Here is an 18,737-nt window from a genome sequence, read left to right on the forward strand (position 1 = left end):
TTTTTGGGGTAGGTATGAACGATAACAGATTATTAAAAGACAATTATATAAAGATCAATCATATAGCAGCGAAGTGTATGCGTTTTTTTGTTGCACTGATAGTTGCGTTATGGGCATTTGCATTTTTCAGCAGAGAATGTACCTTGTAGTGGTTACGATATGTATGGTTCTCTGCTGTATTTTTTCGCTTATTCCGACACTTGTTATTGACTTTTTCAAGCATGACAGGAATGAAGCAATCAAATATGTAGTCATATGTATCGCAGTTTTTAACTGTATGATATTGAGCTCTGTATTTTCCCATATGGCACTGGTTGTCTGGATCTTCCCGATCCTGCTGACATCGTTATATTATAATAAGACGCTGGTCGTATTTACTGCGCTGATGTCTACTGTCGGTGTTATCCTTGCAGATTTTATCAATCTTACATACTGTGATTTCATGGTTGCGCCGATTTATCTGGACTATACAGACAGCATGGTCTTATCGGTATTTCCATGTGTGATCACGATTCTGATCCTGTCACTCGTTGCATATTTCATTGTATCCAGAAACTCTACGATGCTGAATTCCGTAATTGATAACGCAGAAGAAGTAAAGAGCAATCAGAAAGAGCTGATATTTGCATTTGCTGAATTATCCGAGAGTAAATCCAAATATACAGGAGAACACATCAAACGTGTAGCAGATTACATGCGGGTGCTCGGAAAGGCATCCGGTTTTGATGATGATTACGTTGATAAGCTGTCAACGGCTGCCATGATGCATGACATCGGAAAGCTTATGATCAGTGAGGAGATCCTGGATAAGCCCGGTAAACTGACAGATGAAGAATTTGCGATCATGAAAAGTCATGTTCTCTATGGTGATGCACTCCTGGAGCATTGTCCGGGTGAGATCATGCAGATTGCAAGAACGATTGCAAAGGAGCATCATGAACGCTGGGACGGAACAGGATATCTAGGTATGAAAGGTGAGGAGATTGCCTATATCAGCCGTTTAATGGCGGTATGTGACGTTTTCGATGCACTTACCTCTGAACGGTACTACAAGCGCGGATGGTCCGTAGAAGAGACGTATAATGAGATCGTAAGCCTGTCCGGAAAGCATTTTGATCCACAGGTTGTAGAGCTGTTCAAGCAGAACTTTGATGCATTCAAGGAGATCGCAGAGAGACAGCCGGATAAACAGGTATATTAATTAAAGATGATATAAATGTCAGACACAAATAGAATTTAATGTGAGCTATGCTCACGATATAATAAAATGCACCTCTTAATTGATATTCCTCTTGTCGAGTAGACAGGTGGAATATCGGTTTGTCAGGTATTTGTTATGCCTGATATCGTTTGAGGTGCATTTTTATAAAAAATTTGAACAAATTAAGTATGATTAGATAAAATTGCGGAACAGACCTATCACACGACCTAGGATCTCGCAATGTTCTACAAGGATCGGATCCATATAATCATTTTCCGGCTGTAACCGGATATAACCATTTTCTTTATAAAATGTCTTAACTGTTGCAGAATCCTCGATCAATGCAACGACGATTTCGCCATTTCTGGCAGAAGAGCACTGCTCAACAATTACAAGATCCTTTTCATAAATACCTACATTGATCATACTGTCACCCTTTACACGAAGCATAAAGGTCTGGTTATTCGTATTATGAATATATTCCGGTGGAACAGGGAAATAGTCTTCGATGTTCTGTTCAGCAAGGATAGGCTGACCACAGGAAACCGTTCCAACGATAGGGATGTTTACCAGTTCCCGTTTGGTAAGTGAAAAATCATCGTCTATGATCTCAATTGAGCGGGACTTTGTCAGATCCCTTCTGATATAGCCCTTTGCCTCTAATGATGATAACTGAGCATGTACAGAAGAAGTAGACTTCAGATCAACAGCCTGACAGATTTCTCTGATTGATGGCGGATACCCCTTTGCAAGAATCTCATGACGTATATATTCAAGGATCTGCGTTTGCTTATCCGTGAGCTTTTCTTTACCCATATGTAAATCCTCCTAAATGTATTTAAAAACTTATATAAATAATAGTAGCACACAATTGTTTGTTTTGCAAACAAATGTTCTTTTTCTTGTGTGTGTTTTTTTCCCCATCCATATTGGTATTATAAAGGAGTCATCGGGATATGACGAATGTATTTTCGAGTAATCCATACAAATGTTCGAAAATATATTGACAAATGAACAACTGTTCGATATAATTTATTCAAACATTTGTTCAGAAGATTATATTATATATAGAATTGAGTTTTAAGGAGGAAAAGAACATGAAGAACGTAGTAAGATTTATCAGTACAAAGAAGATTTTCATTATAGCAGGTATTATTCTGGTTACAGTATTGTATATCCTTATATCACATAAGGATTCACCGGCAACCAGCGCATCGAACGCAAGTAAGAAATATTATAAATGTATCACCATAGAAGAAGGAGATACCCTTTGGGACATCGCAAATGAATACAAGACGGAAGAGTATGCTTCCACACAGGATTATATCGATGAAGTGCTTGCGATGAATAATCTGAATACAGATGTCATCGTAGATGGAACTAATTTACTGATTCCATATTATAAAGTAAATGATTACGAATAAATAATAAAAAGTATCTGTTATGCAATGTTATATTGACTGTCTGTTTGAATTAAGATTTACCATATAACATAAAAACAGATACTTTTTATTTTTAAAAACAGGAGTATATATAATCATAAAACAAGTATAGAATACAGAATAAATTCTATACTTAAATCCGATTATCTGGCATCTTTATTGTAAAGTCTTGGATTGTCAATCTTTACAGGCCAGCCATCCAGAGTTCCTCGTTCAATAGCGGAAAAAATCCGTTGTTTGCAACCGGGAGTTTCCTTTTCCAGCTCCGCCAGTGCCTGTTTTGCATATTCACGTTTCGTATATCCATCGGCAGGACATGGACTTTTAATCACAGGAAGCTGCATATCATTTTTAAAAGAGATAATTTCACCTTCGTTTATATACATAAGAGGGCGAATAACCATCAATTTGCTTTTATCCAGATATGTTTTTGGTGAGAAAGTATGGATTCTGCCTTCGAATAATAAGGACATTAAAAAGGTTTCAATAAAATCATCCTTATGATGCGCATAAGCGATCTTATTACATCTGAGATCATTTAGTTTCTGATTTAATGCACCTTTTCGCATTTTCGCGCATAGAGAACATGGATTTTTCTCTTTACGGATATTAAATACTATATCATATATTTCTGTATCTACAATATAATAAGGAACATAAAGTTCTTTGCATAATTGTTCGATCTTTGTAGTATCAAAATTATCAAAACCGAGATTAACTGTAATAGCGATCAGATCAAATTTTTTTGGATAGAATCGTCGTAATTCAGCCAGAGCATAGAGTAAAGTCAGGCTGTCCTTACCACCAGAAATTCCAACTGCAATTTTATCACCATTATCGATCATTTCATATGAATCGATGGCACGTCTAGTATAACTTAATAACTTTTGTAATTTCATATAATTACCTCAAAATGATAAGATTTGTTTCATAACCGTGTATATTATACTTATAAATGAAATTTGTTTCAAGGAGATATCTATACAATTCTTCGAAAGACAATCTTAACAACATATGAAGGAAATTCTACAAGAATAAAACGGATTTTTGTTTGATATGAAATAAAGAATTGCATTTGGAGTCAGAGTGTGATATAACTAATTTAACAGATGCAACTATTCGCTAAACTCAGGTTTTACGAAAAGTTGTGTCGGAATAATAGGAAGGTAAATCTATTATGGCAAATGAATATACAAATGACATCAATATAAAAAATACAATTTCACTAAGAGATATTCTTGCAGAGCTTCCTTCATATGTCAAGGTTGTCTTTCGAGGAATTGAAAATAAGGCTTCATCCAGAACGCGACTTGGTTATGCCATCGACATAAAGACATTTTATAACTTTTTATGCAGCGAATGTCCACAGTTTCGTGGACGTAAGCCGATCGATATCACCTTGGATGATATTTCAAGGCTTGAGGCTGAAGACATCGAGGAATATCTGGAATATTTGAAATATTATGAAAAAAACGGAAAGATCTATACGAACGGTGAACAGGCAATTAAACGTAAATTATCGGCTTTACGTGTATTCTATGCATATCTCTATAAAAATAACCGTATAAGTTCAAATCCGGCTGAAAAAGTAGATATGCCAAAGATTCATGGAAAAACAATAACCAGATTAGACATAAATGAGATTGCGGATTTTTTAGATGCTGTTGAATATGGTGATCATTTAACCGAGCACCAACAGGCATATCATGCAAAAACAAAGGTTCGTGATCTTGCAATTCTAACCCTTATGCTGGGAACCGGCATAAGGGTATCGGAATGCGTCGGCATCGATCTGAATGATGTGGATTTTAATAATGGTCGAGTGAAGGTAACCAGAAAAGGCGGTTATGAATCTTATGTCTATTTCGGTGATGAAGTTACAGATGCTTTAACGGATTATTTTGAGGAACGCAAACATATAGAGCCTGTATCCGGACATGAAAATGCTCTATTCTTATCCAGTCAGAGAAAACGAATGTCTGTTCGTTCTGTTGAAATGTTGGTGAAGAAATATTCTGAAGGTGTTATCCCTATGAAGCATATCACTCCACATAAATTAAGAAGTACCTATGGTACAGAATTATACAGGGAAACCGGTGATATCTATCTGGTTGCTGATGTCCTTGGACACAGTGATGTAAATACGACAAGAAAACATTATGCAGATATGGATGAGGACAGACGACGAAGTGCAAGAAATCGTGTTCAGTTGCGGGAAAAACGCGACAATTAAAAAATGCGCTGAGTTTTTCTCAGCGCATTTTTCATTATGTAAAATCATTTGTCATTTATCCGAGTCATAAAGTATTATCAAGAATACCTGTATGAATGGTTATTAATTATATGTATTATATATTGCATTAATATTTGGTAACGGCATCGTATAACATATCTACACAATTATCAATTCCAAACTGGCTGGAATTCAGGCAGATATCGTAGCCTTTCATCTCGCCCCAACGCTTGGATGTGTAATAGTTGTAGTAAGATGCACGCGACTTATCTTCTTTACGGATCAGATCCTTAGCTTTCGCATCAGTCAGTTCATATTTCTGCGCAATACGTTTTATACGATCATCGATATCTGCATATATAAATGCATTTACAATATTGGAATAATCTCTTAAAGCATAATCGGCACAACGACCTACAAATACGCAGGAACCATCTTTTTCCGCAATAGATTTGATCGTGTCAAATGCAGCCAGGAATACCTTATGATTCAGTGGTAGCTCGCCGGATGTTCCGAATCCCAATGAATACGGATCCATTACCAATGTATAGAGAAAACTGTTTGTTGGTTTCTCGTCAAAATTCTCAAATAATTCTTCGCAGATGCCACTATCTCTTGCCGCGATCTTTAAAAGTTCCTTATCATAAAATGGAATACCAAGCTTTTCAGCAAGTTTCTGTCCGACTTCTCTTCCGCCACTTCCGAACTGTCGTCCTATTGTAATGATTTTGTTGCAAGCCATAATAAAAGCCCCCTTTGCAAGTATGATTTTAATTTGCTATAAAGAATAAACAACTGTTTTCTGTATAAAAACTATAAATTTGTTTACTTTTTATAGTAAAAATTATAACATTTCCACAAAAAAATGTAAATCAAAAAATTCGTTTTATATTAATTTTAATATAAAACGAATTTTAAAGCTCCAGTTGTTTTAACAGTTTCTGGAAATACTCAGGGAGTTCACTTGAAAATTCCACATATTCTTTTGTAGACGGATGAATAAAACCAAGTACACCGGCATGAAGTGTCTGCCCCTGCAGGTGATATGCTGATTTTTAGGTCCATATACGGCATCTCCTAAAAGCGGATGCTTGATATGTGCCATATGGACACGGATCTGATGTGTCCGTCCGGTTTCCAACTGACATTCGATCAGACAGAAATTGTTTTTCAGTTTTTTCAGAACTTTATAATGGGTGACTGCATGTCTGCCATTCTTATAATTAACCGCCATTTTTTTACGGTCGGTTGGATGTCTTCCAATCGGAAGATCTACCATACCTTCATCTTCTGTAAAATAATTATAGCAGATCGCATAGTATTTTCTTGTAATCGAATGAACGGCAAGCTGCTCCGACAGAAAATTATGTGCAGCATCATTTTTGCAGACAACAAGAAGCCCGGTTGTGTCCATATCAATTCGATGCACGATACCGGGACGAAGTTCTCCGTTAATGCCAGATAAAGAATCCTTGAAATGATACATCAGACCATTTACCAGTGTTCCGGAATAATGTCCGGGAGCCGGGTGAACGACCATGCCCTTTGGTTTGTTTACAATGATGATATCATCATCTTCATATACGATATCAAGCGGAATATCTTCCGGTTCAATTTCTACAGGTAAAATATCCGGGATCGTAATATCTATTTTGTCACCAGACGCGATTTTCAAGCTTGGTTTTGCCTTTTTATCATTTACCAGTACATTTCCATCATCTAACAGTTTTTTCAGAAATGAGCGCGAATAATCGTCAAAGTAATCGGCTAAACTTTTATCAACCCGTTTGCCTTTCCAGTTTTCATCTGCTTCAATATTATAAGTTTCCATATATTATTCCTGCTCTGAATCTTTCTTTGACTTTCCAAATAGATCGTCCAGTTCATTATCCTTGTATTTGAACAGGATAAAAACCAACAGGATGATCATACTACAGGTTACATAGATATCTGCAACATTAAAGACCGGAAAATTGATCAGACGGAAATCAAACATATCTATTACATAACCAAGACGGATACGATCGATCATATTTCCGACAGCTCCGGAAAAAACAAAAATAAATAAAATCCGAAGATCTTTGTACCTATTCAGCTTTAACATCCGAACATAAAAATATACAAGAAATGCCAGAACAAGAATGGTTATTGCCAGTAGAAAATAACGCTTTCCCTGCAAGCTGCCCCATGCAGCTCCTTTATTTTGAATATATGTAATATGAAAAACCTGTTTGATAACAGGTATTGTGTCATATAAAGCCATATGACTTGTGATCAGAAATTTCACAATCTGATCCAGTCCGATCAAAAGAAGTATACTTATACATGCAAGAATACTGTTTTTTTTCATTATCGTTACCTTTCTGGAGTATATCTTTTATTAGCAATTCCCTGTCCGACATTCATTCAGACAGGGAATTAAAGAAAAATTCTATTATATTATTCGTTTCTGAATTTGAATGGATCAACAAATGATCCACCACCTAAATTTTTTGTGTAAACAGAAGAATCACTGGCAACATTGCTGCTGTCTGCACTTCCACCAAGTGTGGAATCGCCCATTCCTGAGCCTCCGCCACCGCCGAGTGTAGATTCTTCTCTGCCCTGAGGATCTCCTCCAAAGGATGCAAAGGAACCTGATCCGGCGTTTTCACTGCCAGATGAACCTGGTGTATAGACGGCAGCATTTCCGTTGAAATACTTGGCATCCTTCATGATCTCATCAAAGTCTACTCCCAATTCTTCATTAATTGGATTGGTAGCAAGAAACTGAAGATGAGAATCCATCAGATTTTTAAATGCCATTGTATAATCACGATACTGCTGTTTGATTCCTTCAATGCTGTCTTCAATCCGATCCAGCTCTTCCCGTGCCTGATGAACTATGTTATTTGCCTTGATTTTGGCATCATTTTCAATGATCTTAGCCTTGTCATTTGCATTCTTCGTAGCTTCTTCTGCATTCTTCTCTGCAAGCATAAGTGATTTCTGAAGCTTCGATTCTGTTGTTCTGTAATGAACCAGACTATCGGTAAGTGTTTTTACCTGATTTGTTAATTCAGCATTAGACTTATATAATTCCGTATAACTCATGACAACAATGTCAAAAAATGAGTCAACATCTTTTTTTGTATACCCCATGCCATGCTGAAATTTCTTTTGTTGTAAATCAACAGGTGTAAGCATTTGTAATCCTCCCTATCATACCTTCAGAATATGTTGATACAGACTGATATCAAAATTGACTTAATATTTTCCTAATTCAGGAGAAAGAAAAGCATCATTTAATAACTCTTCTCTGAGATCGCCTGATACATAGATGTCAGCAGGTGCTGCAATAAATATATTACCGGATATCGCCTGTAATGAACCATCTAAGGAATAACATGCGCCGGCAATGAAATCAATGATACGCTGGGCTGTTGATAACTCCATACCTTCCATATTGATCACAATCGCCTGACCACCCTTTAAATGGTCAATGATCATCTGGGCATCATCAAATTCATCTGGTTTAATAACAAATACCTGCTGGGAACCTCCCTGGCTTCTGTTGTTAAAAGATACAAGTTTTGAATTACCTGATGATGCTGGAGCTGATGTTCTGGCAGTTTTTGTAAATTTCTGCTTTTTTGCAGGCTGGGCTGCTGTCTGTGATGCAGCGGTAAAGGAAGATGCACGTCCGTTTACAGCTTTGGTCTTTGGAACATAATCCTCTTCGAAATCCTCTTCGTCATCGTCATCATATTCATCATCTTCAAATAAATCATCTTCATATTCATCACTGGACTCATCTACTTTGAAAAAATCCAGAAAGCTTTTTTTTCCATTCTTTGCCATAATGGTTCTCCTTTAAATATTATAATTTCTTTCACCGAAGATACCGGTTCCAACTCGGACCATGGTAGCACCCTCCTCGACAGCTACTTCATAGTCATTTGTCATACCCATTGATAAGACATTCATATGAACATTATCAATGTTTTTAGAATTGATGTCAAGTAATAATTCCTTAAGGCGACGGAAGTGCACGCGATTCTCTTCCGGATTGGCTACAAATGGTGCAATCGTCATCAGTCCATCAATATGTATATGAGGAAAGTCTTTGATCTGCCGGATCAGGTCTTCCGTTTCCTCAACGGATACACCAAACTTGCTTTCTTCCCCTGCAACATTTACTTCTATTAAAACAGGAACAACAACATTATGCTTTGCTGCTTCTTTTTCAATCGTTTTTGCAAGATTCACGGAATCAACAGAATGTATCAGGCAAACCTTATCAACGATATATTTGACTTTGTTCGTCTGCAGATGCCCGATCATATGCCATTTGACCGGTCTGGATATATGTTCATATTTATCGACCAGTTCCTGAACCTTGTTCTCTCCAAAATTTTCCGCATCTGTATTCTGTAATAATTCTTCAATATCACTTAACGGTTTGGTCTTGCTGACAGCGATCAGAGTAACCGCATCCCTGTTCCGACCAGCCCGTTTGCATGCTTCTGTGATCTTTTTATCTACGCTTTCATAATTTTCCTGTAACATCATTCATCACTCCTAATATATGATCTGTTTTTCCTTTACGGAGGTGGCATCCAATGCGATCCTGTCGTAAGCAGAGATACCATATGCGGTATTTGGATCAATGATCGAATAATCATCACCATCTACAATAACATTGATCTGCTTAAATACTGCAGTACCTTGTGTAACGCAGAAAACACCTTTTAATTTGTATGTGCCGGCGGTAGATGTGTTAAATGTAATATCTGATTCGTTTGCTGCAAGAACGGTATTATCATCTATATCTGCCGGGTCCACATAACAGAAATGATCATCTGTAAAATATATAGTAGGGGATATCTGTTCAACCGAAGTCGTTCCATCCGCTGTTAATACGATCTTATTAAAATATTTTTTCTCGGTTGTTCCGCTTCCTCCAGTCAGATAGCTGACTGGGATCATCAGAACATCCTTTTCGGTAATCGCTGAATTCGGAATCTTTAGTCCTTTTGTTTCTGAGAATACAAATGTGATATTCAGATAACGATCAGCGACATATTCTGCCAGATAACGGTGCATATTTATAATAATGAAATAATTTCCATCCTGTTCAACTGTTTCATACTTTGCAGATAACCGTCTGGATGAATCATTGATTGTAAACCGGATTGTTTCGTTCTTTTTGATTTTTGCATATTCTTCTTTCGTAAGCATGACTGCAATCTTCCAGTTTTCATCATCTATGATCTTATATATAGGTTTCCCGGACTCAACCACATCGCTTTTTTTCAGCATTTCTTTGGTATATTTTGTTTTATCAAAATCATCTGCTGAAAGATTGTTGATATCATAACCTTCAAAGCCATCCATGTAATAGGTTACAATACCGCTGACATTTGATTTCGAAGCTGAAAAAGTTGAATCAAATGACTGGTTTGAAGATAACTGCTCAAGCGCCATATCTTCATACATTTCCAGAACCTTATTGTCCATGGAATTTTTAAATTCATATACTTCTGAAAAATCTGACGGTGAAAATCCTGCTTTAAAAATCTGAATCTGTTTGCTCAGATCTTTATAATCATTATCGGATAACACACTGCTTCCGCTATTTTGAACATCAAACAATGCATCCTGCATGGAACCGGTTTCATCAACAGAATATACACTGGCACCCTTTGCAACTTTTTCGCCATCCCGGATATAATAGCAGACATATCCGGAGGTAGAGCTGTAATTCAAAGTTTCTTTTCTCACAGCAAGTCCGGTGGCAGTAAAATTCGTATCATAATTGCTCTCTTCCACCTGAAATACACTCAGATCATGGTCACCAAGCGACATAATGATACGAATCAACATGTATACAAACATAATTGCAAATATGATAAATCCAAAACTGATCTTCACCGGCTGCCATTTTCTCTTCTTTCTTCTTATGGAAGCCATATATATCTCCTTTTACTCCATATAATATGTGCGTATAAGACAGTTGATATGGAACTATAAAGCAGCAATGATATTATCTTTATATTCGTCCGGAACATCGGAACTGTCCGTTGCAAAACATATTATAATACTGATATTAAATTTCTCACTGATATTATTAATGATATCCAGTGCTACTTTTACCTGCTCTTTATTGACATAAGCAACAGATGTAAAATTATCAATGTAAATCTTCTCTATATCTTTTGTCTGGGAAATTATTCCGAGAACAAACCCTGCAAACATCTCCAGATTATTAACTTCATAATTAGTGCAGTTGATCATACGGACACGATTACTCAGCTCATATAAGTGCTTGTTATTATTGTCGATAAATACAACAGAACCTGCTACAACTTTTACTTCATTATTGACCTTGTCAATTAAAACCTTTGTCTTTCCTTTTCCTTTATCACCTGTAATAATCTGAATCATAATAAACCTCCTGAATGATTTAAAATATATTAAAACAGTTATTTGATTAACTGTTTATTTTGCAGTATTGATCAACATTGTCATATCATTATATAACGTACTACGGTCTTCTGCACCTGCGATAACAGCGATATATTTGTCGCCGGTATCATCCTTTACAAATTCAAGGATCAGACAATTACCCGCAGCCGTCGTCGTTCCCGATTTCCAGGATCCCAAAGAATATCCTCCCGGGAACTGAAATTCACCTGAAATATATCCATTCGTCGCTTCTAATGTAACGCTTCTTGTTTCACCATTTGCATCTGTATATGTAAAATCATAAGATGTCAGGGAATCAATCAGATATGCCAGATCATGTTTGATAAATTCTGAAAAGATCAGATAAAGATCATATGCAGTTGTATAATGGTCATCCGAATGCAGACCGTGGCAGTTCACAAAATGCGTATTCGTAGCTCCAAGCTCATATGCCCGTTCATTCATTTTTTCAACAAAGGCATCTTCGCTGCCGGCAATCCGTTCTGCCAGAAGAACACCACAATCATTATAGGAACGGATCAGCAATCCGTATAACAGGTTCTTAACTGTAACTTTACATCCTTTTGTCAGGTCACTAGCTCCGACGTTATTTTCCTGAAAGGTAACGGTATGACTTAAAGTAATGGTTTCATCAAGCGATAAGGAACCATCTTCAATCGCTTCAATCACAAGAAGTCCTGTCATTAATTTTGTCATACTGGCAGGATATATTTTATCATGTGCATTATGGACGACCAACGCTTCCTGTGTTGTATCGTTCAACAGTACCGCAGCTTTTGTATCTTTATAATTATCATCCGCCAGGCTTTCACCATCCGGAATGACCGTATGTTTTTCTCCGAAACTGTCTGTACTGTACAGCGGCAGATTTTCTGATATTCCAAGCACAAGCTGATCACTGGTATCATAGCTTCGTCTGGCACATCCGGTAAACAGGATGCCGATTGTCAGGATGGAAATCAGCAGTTTTATCTGATATTTCATATCAAACTCTCCATTGTTTATTTGTAAAATTCTCTCCAGTCCAAATCGCCCCGATCAAGCGCCTTGATCAGAAGCTCTGCAGTCGCAAGATTGGTTGCTAATGGAATATTGTGCATATCACAAAGTAAAAATATATTATTGATATCCGGCTCATGAGCCTTTGGATGTAATGGATCTCTCAGAAAAATAACCATATCAATATCATTATTTTCAATCTGGGAACCTAACTGCTGTTCCCCTCCGAGATGTCCAGCGATATATTTATGAACATTAAGGTTTGTGACCTCTTCGATCAAACGTCCTGTCGTTCCTGTTGCATATAATTCATTTTTGCTTAAGATTCCTCTGTATGCAATGCAAAAATTCTGCATCAGTTTTTTCTTTGCGTCATGTGCTATTAACCCTATATTCATAGCTCTCCTCCTAATACTTTTTCTTTTGCAGGTTTATGTTCAAAACGAGTCCGATTCCGGCACTCATACTGACAAGCGAACTTAGTCCGTAACTGATGAACGGGAGCGGCAGTCCTGTATTCGGCAAAAGTGCTGTTGCAACTCCGATGTTGATAAATGTCTGGAATGCAACAAGCGCCCCAATACCTGTCGCAATATACATTCCTTTTTTATCTTTTGCATGCCTGGCAACCCGAATACATTGTAACACTATCAGGCATAAAATTGCAATAATAATAACACTTCCAATGAATCCTAATTCTTCTCCGACCGCCGAAAAAATGAAATCTGTCTGCTGCTCAGAAATCAGATTGGTATCTTTTACGGTAGCTACCGTTGAATTGTTGATCCCTTTTCCGGATAGCTGACCGGAACCGATTGCCATAACTGAATTATCCTGCTGGTCAGACGAAGCACCATATTCACTTCCGTATATATGTCCCAGAATACGATTAATCTGATAAGTTTTCAAAAACTGAGGCAGATTATCCTGCTGAATATACCAGATAAATCCTCCAAATGCGGGAACCAGGACCAGAATCATGATACCGATCAGCTTCAGACTCAGCCCTCCGACAAATATAATGATAAAAAGCGTTGCCATAACACAGATTGAGGTTGAAAGGTCTGGTTCGGCCACAATCAGTCCAACAGGAACAGCCAAAAATACTGCAAGCTTTGCAAGTACTTTTGGCGTGTTAAGATTTTCATAATTTTTTTCCAGAAATACAGCCGTACACAGGATCAGAATGATTTTTGCAAATTCTGATGGCTGAATGGTGAACGAATCTGATATATAAAACCATCGATGAACTCCTGTATCTCCGCCACCGGAACCTGCGACAAGAACCAGAAACAACAGACCGATATTGATGACATAGAGTACCATATAATATTTGCAAATAAAATTATAATCGATCAGTGATACAACGATCATACCGATGATACATGCACTGACACCGATCAATTGTTTCGTCAGGAAGTCCGGACGAACGCTGCAGATCGTAATGCTTCCCATGATCATGGCTGCGATCACGAACAGGATCAGCTTAAAATTATAATTGATCAGTCTGTACTTTTTCTCCGTTGATATGTCCATCTGTTTGAAGTGTTTCATCTTTTTCTTTTTCCTTTTTCATATGTATTCCTTTAACCGGGATCTTGGCGATCAGGAAGGATTCTGAAAGCTGTACGGTTGTATTTGGCGAATCAATATTAACATAATTAGAAACGCATTTACACAGATCATCCCGGATCCTTGTGATGACATCTGGCGTACATCCGATCCGGTCGGCCATCAGGATATATTTTAAACGTTCTCTGGCATAATGACCAGAATTATAACTTACAACATTGTTGATTACCTTGATATCTTTCATTCCTACCACTCACCCCTTTTATGCATGTTTTTTTCGAAATAACCGTTTGAAAGGGTTTCGCCGGATCGATGTATTGTAATCAGTCAAGGGAATACTGTCACCAAGAATCCGTTTACAGATATCGATATAGGCATTGCCGGATGTTGTATTGCTTCCAGCAAGTGGTTCTCCTTTATTTGTTGATATAACGATCTGTTCATCATCCGGTATTACACCCAGAAGGTTGACGGCTAGAATATCAACAACATCATCGACAGACATCATGTCACCTTTTTTTACCATATCATATCGTACCCGGTTGATGATAAGGTCAATCGACGTAATCTCATTTGCTTCTAACAGCCCGATAACACGGTCTGCATCCCGGATCGCAGATACCTCTGGTGTTGTAACAACAATTGCTCTGTCTGCGGCTGCAATAGCATTTTTAAATCCCTGTTCGATTCCGGCAGGACAATCAATGATATATAATCAAAATCCGAACGCATTTCATCGATCAATTTTATGATCTGTTCCGGAGAAACAGCGGTTTTGTCCCTGGTCTGTGCACATGGCATTAGAAAAAGCTCCGGATTGTTCCTGTCTTTTATCAATGCCTGCTTATAGCGGCAGTTTCCTTCTACTACATCAACCAGATTATAAACAATACGGTTTTCCAGTCCGAGGACGATATCCAGATTTCGCAGTCCGATATCTGTATCGATCATGACCACTCTTTTTTTCAGACCTGCAAGACCTGTGCCGATATTGGCTGAAGTTGTGGTTTTACCAACGCCTCCCTTTCCTGATGTAACAACAATTACTTCACTCATAAAACACCTCCGTAAATTATCTTTTCATACTGATTTTTAGAATTTTTATCTTATAGTGAAGCTTGCGACAGCGGCTGAAAGATCAGTTGGTCATTTTCACAGTATGCTATCACTGCATCCTTTGTATTTAATTTATCATGAACTGGCGTTTTGCTACATAGCTGACAGTTCCGATCTTTATATGAACCGGTTCCATGGTAAGAGCCAGTACAAAGCGTTTTTTCTGCAAATCTTTTCCGGCGACTGCACTTCCATGCAAGTTGCCGAGGATAATGATATTTCCACCGGAAATAACTTTTGCTCTTTTTTCAACATTACCAATTATTATAATACTTTTTTTACTTCAAGTGTTTGGCCACTCCGAATGTTTCCGTAAAAAAACAGGTTGTTATCTTCTGAAGATGAAACATTCTGACCTGCGGTATTATCTGGTGATACTTTTTTATTTGAAGCGGCCGTATCTGTAGCAGGATCTTCATGCCTAATAACATGATCCACATGTGCTGTATGTCCGACAGCGGCGGGCTGCCAGTGTTTTGACCTGTGCGGAGGAATATCAATCTGATTGCAGAGATCCTCTGTTCTCCCTTTATCAGGAATATCACAAATAAATTCCACCTCAGTCTCCGGCAGATGATTTAATGCAAACAGAATCTGCGCAATCTCCTCTCGGCTCAACTCCCGTCCTTCAAAAGAAACAGAAATTTTTCCTTCTTTTTTTAAAAAAGCATTTTGATGCTGTAATTTTTCTTTTATATCCATCAGGAGCTGCTCCAATGGATCATCATTATGAAATATAATTCTGATCCCGTGGCTGTTCGCCTTAATAATAACGTCGGTATTCATGTTTCTTACCTCGTTTTCATAAATATAACTGTTCAAAAATGAATTTATCCGACGTATCTTATCTTTTAATCTGAAAGTGCGTTGTTACCGGTGATCGTTGTATTTTCAAGTACATCCGGATCGTATAAATAGGCATATACAAGTCCGGTCAATTCGACTGCATTACCGGAAGAATATCCAAACGGGATTACACTTGTAACCGTAACTTCAGGATTTTTATATGGTGCAAATGATACAAATAACGCATGGTTCGGTCTGGCATCACTCTGCTGGGCCGTACCTGTTTTGCCGGCTACTGCAACATTGATCTGATTAATCAAAGCACTGCTGCTCGTATGGACGGAAACAACCTGACGCATGCCCTGTCTGACAACATTCCATTGCTCGGCAGGAAAATCGAGCTGGTTGTGAACCTTGTGCTCATTTTTATATACAACATTACCGTTAATATCCTTGATCTCTGAAACAAGACTCAGGTCATAGCATGTACCACTGTTTGCTAGTGTTGTAACATATCGGGCAAGCTGTGTTGCTGTAAAGTTATTTGTACCTTGTCCAATCGCAGTACGGATCGCATCCGCATCTGATATCTGCGGTTTACTTTCCGGCAGTTCAATGCCGGAGGTGCTGTCAAATCCAAACATACCTGCATACTTCTGAAGCCGCTCTACACCAGTGATATCGCTATAGGTTCCGGTATCTTGTGTTGCCATACGGTAACCCAGTTCATAGAAGAAATAGTTACAGGATTCTTCGATTGCCTTGGATATACCGATTGTCCCATGTGCTGATGGATAAATCCAGCATTTTGCAGGTGTTTCTGTTTTATCAAAATATCCTTTGGTCTGGATCACGTCGTTGATACCGATTGCGCCTTCATTCATTGCTGCAAATGCAGTTATCATCTTGAAGGTGGATCCGGGAGCTGTCTGCTGCATCGTTGCTCTACTGTACATTGGTGTTGTCTTGTCCGACGTAATCTTTGCATAATAATCTGCATCAATGGAATTTGTGAGCTGATTATTATCATAACTTGGATAACTTGTCATTGCTTTTACAGCTCCGGAATTTGGATCAGTCACAACAATCGAGCCGGAACATGGATCCAGTGCCAGCATGGCAGGAGTTATCTCATATTGTTCTATTTTTTTACACATAAAGTCAAAGCTGCTGATGGATCCTGCCTTATAATCGGAATAGTCCTCATCTGTTGCCATATTTAAGATACCCTGGTCATATAACAGGTTAATAACCTGACTTCCTGTAAGTTCTCCTGATATTATCATATATTTGAAAACAAGTTTGTCGAAACTGGTATTATTTTCAAATTCTTTTAAAATATATTCCGTCAGCACATTGTAGATTTCATCTGTATCATAATAATCACTTTTCGTTGAAATACCGGAAATGTCGATTGCGCCCTGGCTGATCGCATATTTCAGATACTCACACAGCGAAATATTATTATTGATATAAGATACATAGGTATCATCTGTTTTTGATATCTTGCTTGGACTGTAAATGCCTGCATCACTTAATTGTTCGCAGATAAATTCCATATAATCCTGATACTGGTCTGTCAGATTATATAATGGTATATGACTTGAATTCAGGATATCATCCAGTCTTCCAAGTGTATAGCTTTTGGAACTCTGAAATGTATCATTTACTGAACGCTCAAGATCTGTGGCATCCTTTGCTGCCAGATCGTCAATGCTGATAATGTTATTATCAAATAATGCAAAATAAACGTCAGTGATCGGGATATCATCTTTGTCATTTGATGTTGTTACATTTTTAATATGTGCAAGCAGGATGGAAGTAATTTCCTTTTCCAGAGCATTATAACAGTATTTTTGAAGATCCGAGTCAATCGTCAGATAAATGTCATTTCCTGCTACAGAATCCTGCGAATCAATAACCTCGATCACCTTCCCCAGATTATCTACATACATTTTCTGATATCCGTCTTTACCACGCAGATAAGATTCAAATTCACTTTCCAACCCGGCCTTTCCGATCATGTCATCAGCCGTATATTTTTCGGAATCATCCAGATTCTCGTTATATTTGTCCATCTCTTCATTTGAGATATTTCCGATATATCCGATAATATGTGCGTAATAAATAGCATCATTATAGACACGGTGGGATTCTACGTTTACTTCCATGCCTGGTAGTTCATTTGAATTTTCTTTGATCGTTGCATAGCTTTCCTCGCTGATACCATCCGCAAGCTGGACAGACATGTATTGCTGGTAACGGTTCAGCCAGATCTCATACCGGACGGCAAGAATCTTTAATGCTGCTTCATCCGAATAAGTATCTGAAATATTGAAGAGATCCTTTCCTCTCATATAACGGAATACATCTTCTGCTGTTGAGGATGCCTGCTGATCTGTCAGTTTATCGACAGAGCTGGCACTGTATACATTCATAAGAAAAGTATTTAATGATGTTCCTGATACTGTAAACTCAAATCCTTTTCCTGTCAGCTTGATTGGCAGACTGACTGATATTTTATCTCCATTCTGCTCCAGAATCAGGATTGTTTTATATACTATATCATTTCGCAGTTCGTTGGATGTTGTTCCCTGTGCAGCAGCAATCTCTGACAGATCGGTAGCACTGTTATATGACAATGTATAGGAAGCTTCATTATAAGCAATCAGTTTTCCGTTACAATCGTATATATTTCCACGGGTTGCTTTCACCGAGACTGTTTTCACTGATTTATAGGTAAAGCTTTCCTGATACTTTTCTCCGTTTACGATCTGTAGATCAAACAGACGGTAAACCAGTACACCAAAGAGAACCAGAACGATCAATGTCACAACAAACAACCGGTGTTTTACATGTTCTACAATATTTTCTTTTATCAGATCCAAAAATTCTTTTATCATTGTATTTTCCTTCCAGT

20 protein-coding genes and 2 pseudogenes are annotated in these 18,737 nt (G+C 37.8%); 4 read left to right on the forward strand and 18 right to left on the reverse strand.

All coding sequences use genetic code 11. The annotated features are described in order from the left end of the window. Positions 1-14 precede the first annotated feature (14 nt). Positions 15-149: a hypothetical protein gene (locus DW959_RS14845; protein WP_279220982.1), complete on the forward strand. Its 135-nt coding sequence runs from the start codon at positions 15-17 to the stop codon at positions 147-149. Continuing rightward, the gene (locus DW959_RS05700; protein ID WP_243013797.1) at positions 137-1,201 is read left to right on the forward strand and encodes an HD-GYP domain-containing protein; all 1,065 of its coding nucleotides are present in this window, start codon (positions 137-139) and stop codon (positions 1,199-1,201) included. Before DW959_RS14845 ends, DW959_RS05700 begins: the two co-directional genes overlap by 13 nt. A gap of 192 nt (positions 1,202-1,393) precedes the next feature. Here the strand turns inward: DW959_RS05700 and lexA are convergent, their stop codons facing one another. Continuing rightward, complete coding sequence (lexA, locus tag DW959_RS05705) at positions 1,394-2,017, reverse strand: transcriptional repressor LexA (RefSeq protein ID WP_008400862.1); 624 nt, start codon at positions 2,015-2,017, stop codon at positions 1,394-1,396. Between the two features lie 281 nt (positions 2,018-2,298). Between lexA and DW959_RS05710 the strand changes: the two genes are divergently transcribed. Beyond that, positions 2,299-2,625 (forward strand): LysM peptidoglycan-binding domain-containing protein, encoded by a 327-nt coding sequence (locus DW959_RS05710; protein WP_117822627.1) that lies wholly within the window; start codon positions 2,299-2,301, stop codon positions 2,623-2,625. Between the two features lie 161 nt (positions 2,626-2,786). On the opposite strand, the gene DW959_RS05715 is transcribed toward DW959_RS05710, so the two are convergent. Continuing rightward, positions 2,787-3,542, reverse strand: coding sequence for an ATP-binding protein (locus DW959_RS05715; protein WP_117784840.1), 756 nt, complete (start codon positions 3,540-3,542; stop codon positions 2,787-2,789). 278 nt (positions 3,543-3,820) lie between these two features. Here DW959_RS05715 and DW959_RS05720 point away from each other — a divergent pair, with 278 nt between their 5' ends. Continuing rightward, a complete protein-coding gene (locus tag DW959_RS05720) occupies positions 3,821-4,876 on the forward strand; it encodes a tyrosine-type recombinase/integrase (RefSeq protein WP_021943876.1) in 1,056 nt (351 codons plus the stop codon). Positions 4,877-5,003: 127 nt separating this feature from the next. On the opposite strand, the gene DW959_RS05725 is transcribed toward DW959_RS05720, so the two are convergent. From DW959_RS05725 to DW959_RS05805, 16 genes and pseudogenes are all read right to left on the reverse strand, one after another. Further along, positions 5,004-5,618 (reverse strand): cytidylate kinase-like family protein, encoded by a 615-nt coding sequence (locus tag DW959_RS05725; RefSeq protein ID WP_021943875.1) that lies wholly within the window; start codon positions 5,616-5,618, stop codon positions 5,004-5,006. 172 nt (positions 5,619-5,790) lie between these two features. After that, positions 5,791-6,707, reverse strand: a pseudogene (locus DW959_RS05730) (RluA family pseudouridine synthase). A 3-nt stretch (positions 6,708-6,710) separates the two neighbouring features. Continuing rightward, positions 6,711-7,226: a signal peptidase II gene (lspA, locus tag DW959_RS05735; RefSeq protein ID WP_117822629.1), complete on the reverse strand. Its 516-nt coding sequence runs from the start codon at positions 7,224-7,226 to the stop codon at positions 6,711-6,713. A gap of 89 nt (positions 7,227-7,315) precedes the next feature. Continuing rightward, the gene (locus DW959_RS05740; protein ID WP_117822630.1) at positions 7,316-8,062 is read right to left on the reverse strand and encodes a DivIVA domain-containing protein; all 747 of its coding nucleotides are present in this window, start codon (positions 8,060-8,062) and stop codon (positions 7,316-7,318) included. Between the two features lie 60 nt (positions 8,063-8,122). Beyond that, entirely contained in the window at positions 8,123-8,716 is a 594-nt protein-coding gene (locus DW959_RS05745) for a cell division protein SepF (RefSeq protein ID WP_118615618.1), read from the reverse strand. 12 nt (positions 8,717-8,728) lie between these two features. Further along, a complete protein-coding gene (locus tag DW959_RS05750; protein ID WP_118615620.1) occupies positions 8,729-9,424 on the reverse strand; it encodes a YggS family pyridoxal phosphate-dependent enzyme in 696 nt (231 codons plus the stop codon). A 12-nt stretch (positions 9,425-9,436) separates the two neighbouring features. After that, complete coding sequence (locus tag DW959_RS14140) at positions 9,437-10,828, reverse strand: HlyD family efflux transporter periplasmic adaptor subunit (RefSeq protein ID WP_182430056.1); 1,392 nt, start codon at positions 10,826-10,828, stop codon at positions 9,437-9,439. 54 nt (positions 10,829-10,882) lie between these two features. Next, complete coding sequence (locus tag DW959_RS05765; protein ID WP_117807557.1) at positions 10,883-11,302, reverse strand: twitching motility protein PilT; 420 nt, start codon at positions 11,300-11,302, stop codon at positions 10,883-10,885. Between the two features lie 54 nt (positions 11,303-11,356). After that, on the reverse strand, positions 11,357-12,328 hold the full coding sequence (locus tag DW959_RS05770; RefSeq protein ID WP_118615622.1) for a serine hydrolase: 972 nt from the start codon (positions 12,326-12,328) through the stop codon (positions 11,357-11,359). A 17-nt stretch (positions 12,329-12,345) separates the two neighbouring features. Then, on the reverse strand, positions 12,346-12,741 hold the full coding sequence (locus DW959_RS05775; protein WP_021943866.1) for a methylglyoxal synthase: 396 nt from the start codon (positions 12,739-12,741) through the stop codon (positions 12,346-12,348). Between the two features lie 10 nt (positions 12,742-12,751). Then, positions 12,752-13,897: an FtsW/RodA/SpoVE family cell cycle protein gene (locus DW959_RS05780; protein WP_173783613.1), complete on the reverse strand. Its 1,146-nt coding sequence runs from the start codon at positions 13,895-13,897 to the stop codon at positions 12,752-12,754. After that, the gene (locus DW959_RS05785) at positions 13,836-14,159 is read right to left on the reverse strand and encodes a cell division topological specificity factor MinE (protein ID WP_021943864.1); all 324 of its coding nucleotides are present in this window, start codon (positions 14,157-14,159) and stop codon (positions 13,836-13,838) included. The genes DW959_RS05780 and DW959_RS05785 overlap by 62 nt, the downstream gene beginning before the upstream one ends. A gap of 18 nt (positions 14,160-14,177) precedes the next feature. Further along, positions 14,178-14,971: pseudogene (gene minD, locus DW959_RS05790) on the reverse strand (septum site-determining protein MinD). 127 nt (positions 14,972-15,098) lie between these two features. Further along, on the reverse strand, positions 15,099-15,302 hold the full coding sequence (locus DW959_RS05795; protein ID WP_118615624.1) for a septum site-determining protein MinC: 204 nt from the start codon (positions 15,300-15,302) through the stop codon (positions 15,099-15,101). Beyond that, positions 15,296-15,733, reverse strand: coding sequence for a hypothetical protein (locus DW959_RS05800; RefSeq protein WP_147353067.1), 438 nt, complete (start codon positions 15,731-15,733; stop codon positions 15,296-15,298). The genes DW959_RS05795 and DW959_RS05800 overlap by 7 nt, the downstream gene beginning before the upstream one ends. Before the next feature lie 149 nt (positions 15,734-15,882). After that, entirely contained in the window at positions 15,883-18,720 is a 2,838-nt protein-coding gene (locus tag DW959_RS05805; protein ID WP_117807559.1) for a penicillin-binding transpeptidase domain-containing protein, read from the reverse strand. Positions 18,721-18,737: the final 17 nt, after the last annotated feature.

This window comes from Clostridium sp. AM46-21 (assembly GCF_003480025.1).
GTDB classification, from domain to species: domain Bacteria; phylum Bacillota; class Clostridia; order Lachnospirales; family Lachnospiraceae; genus Coprococcus; species Coprococcus ammoniilyticus.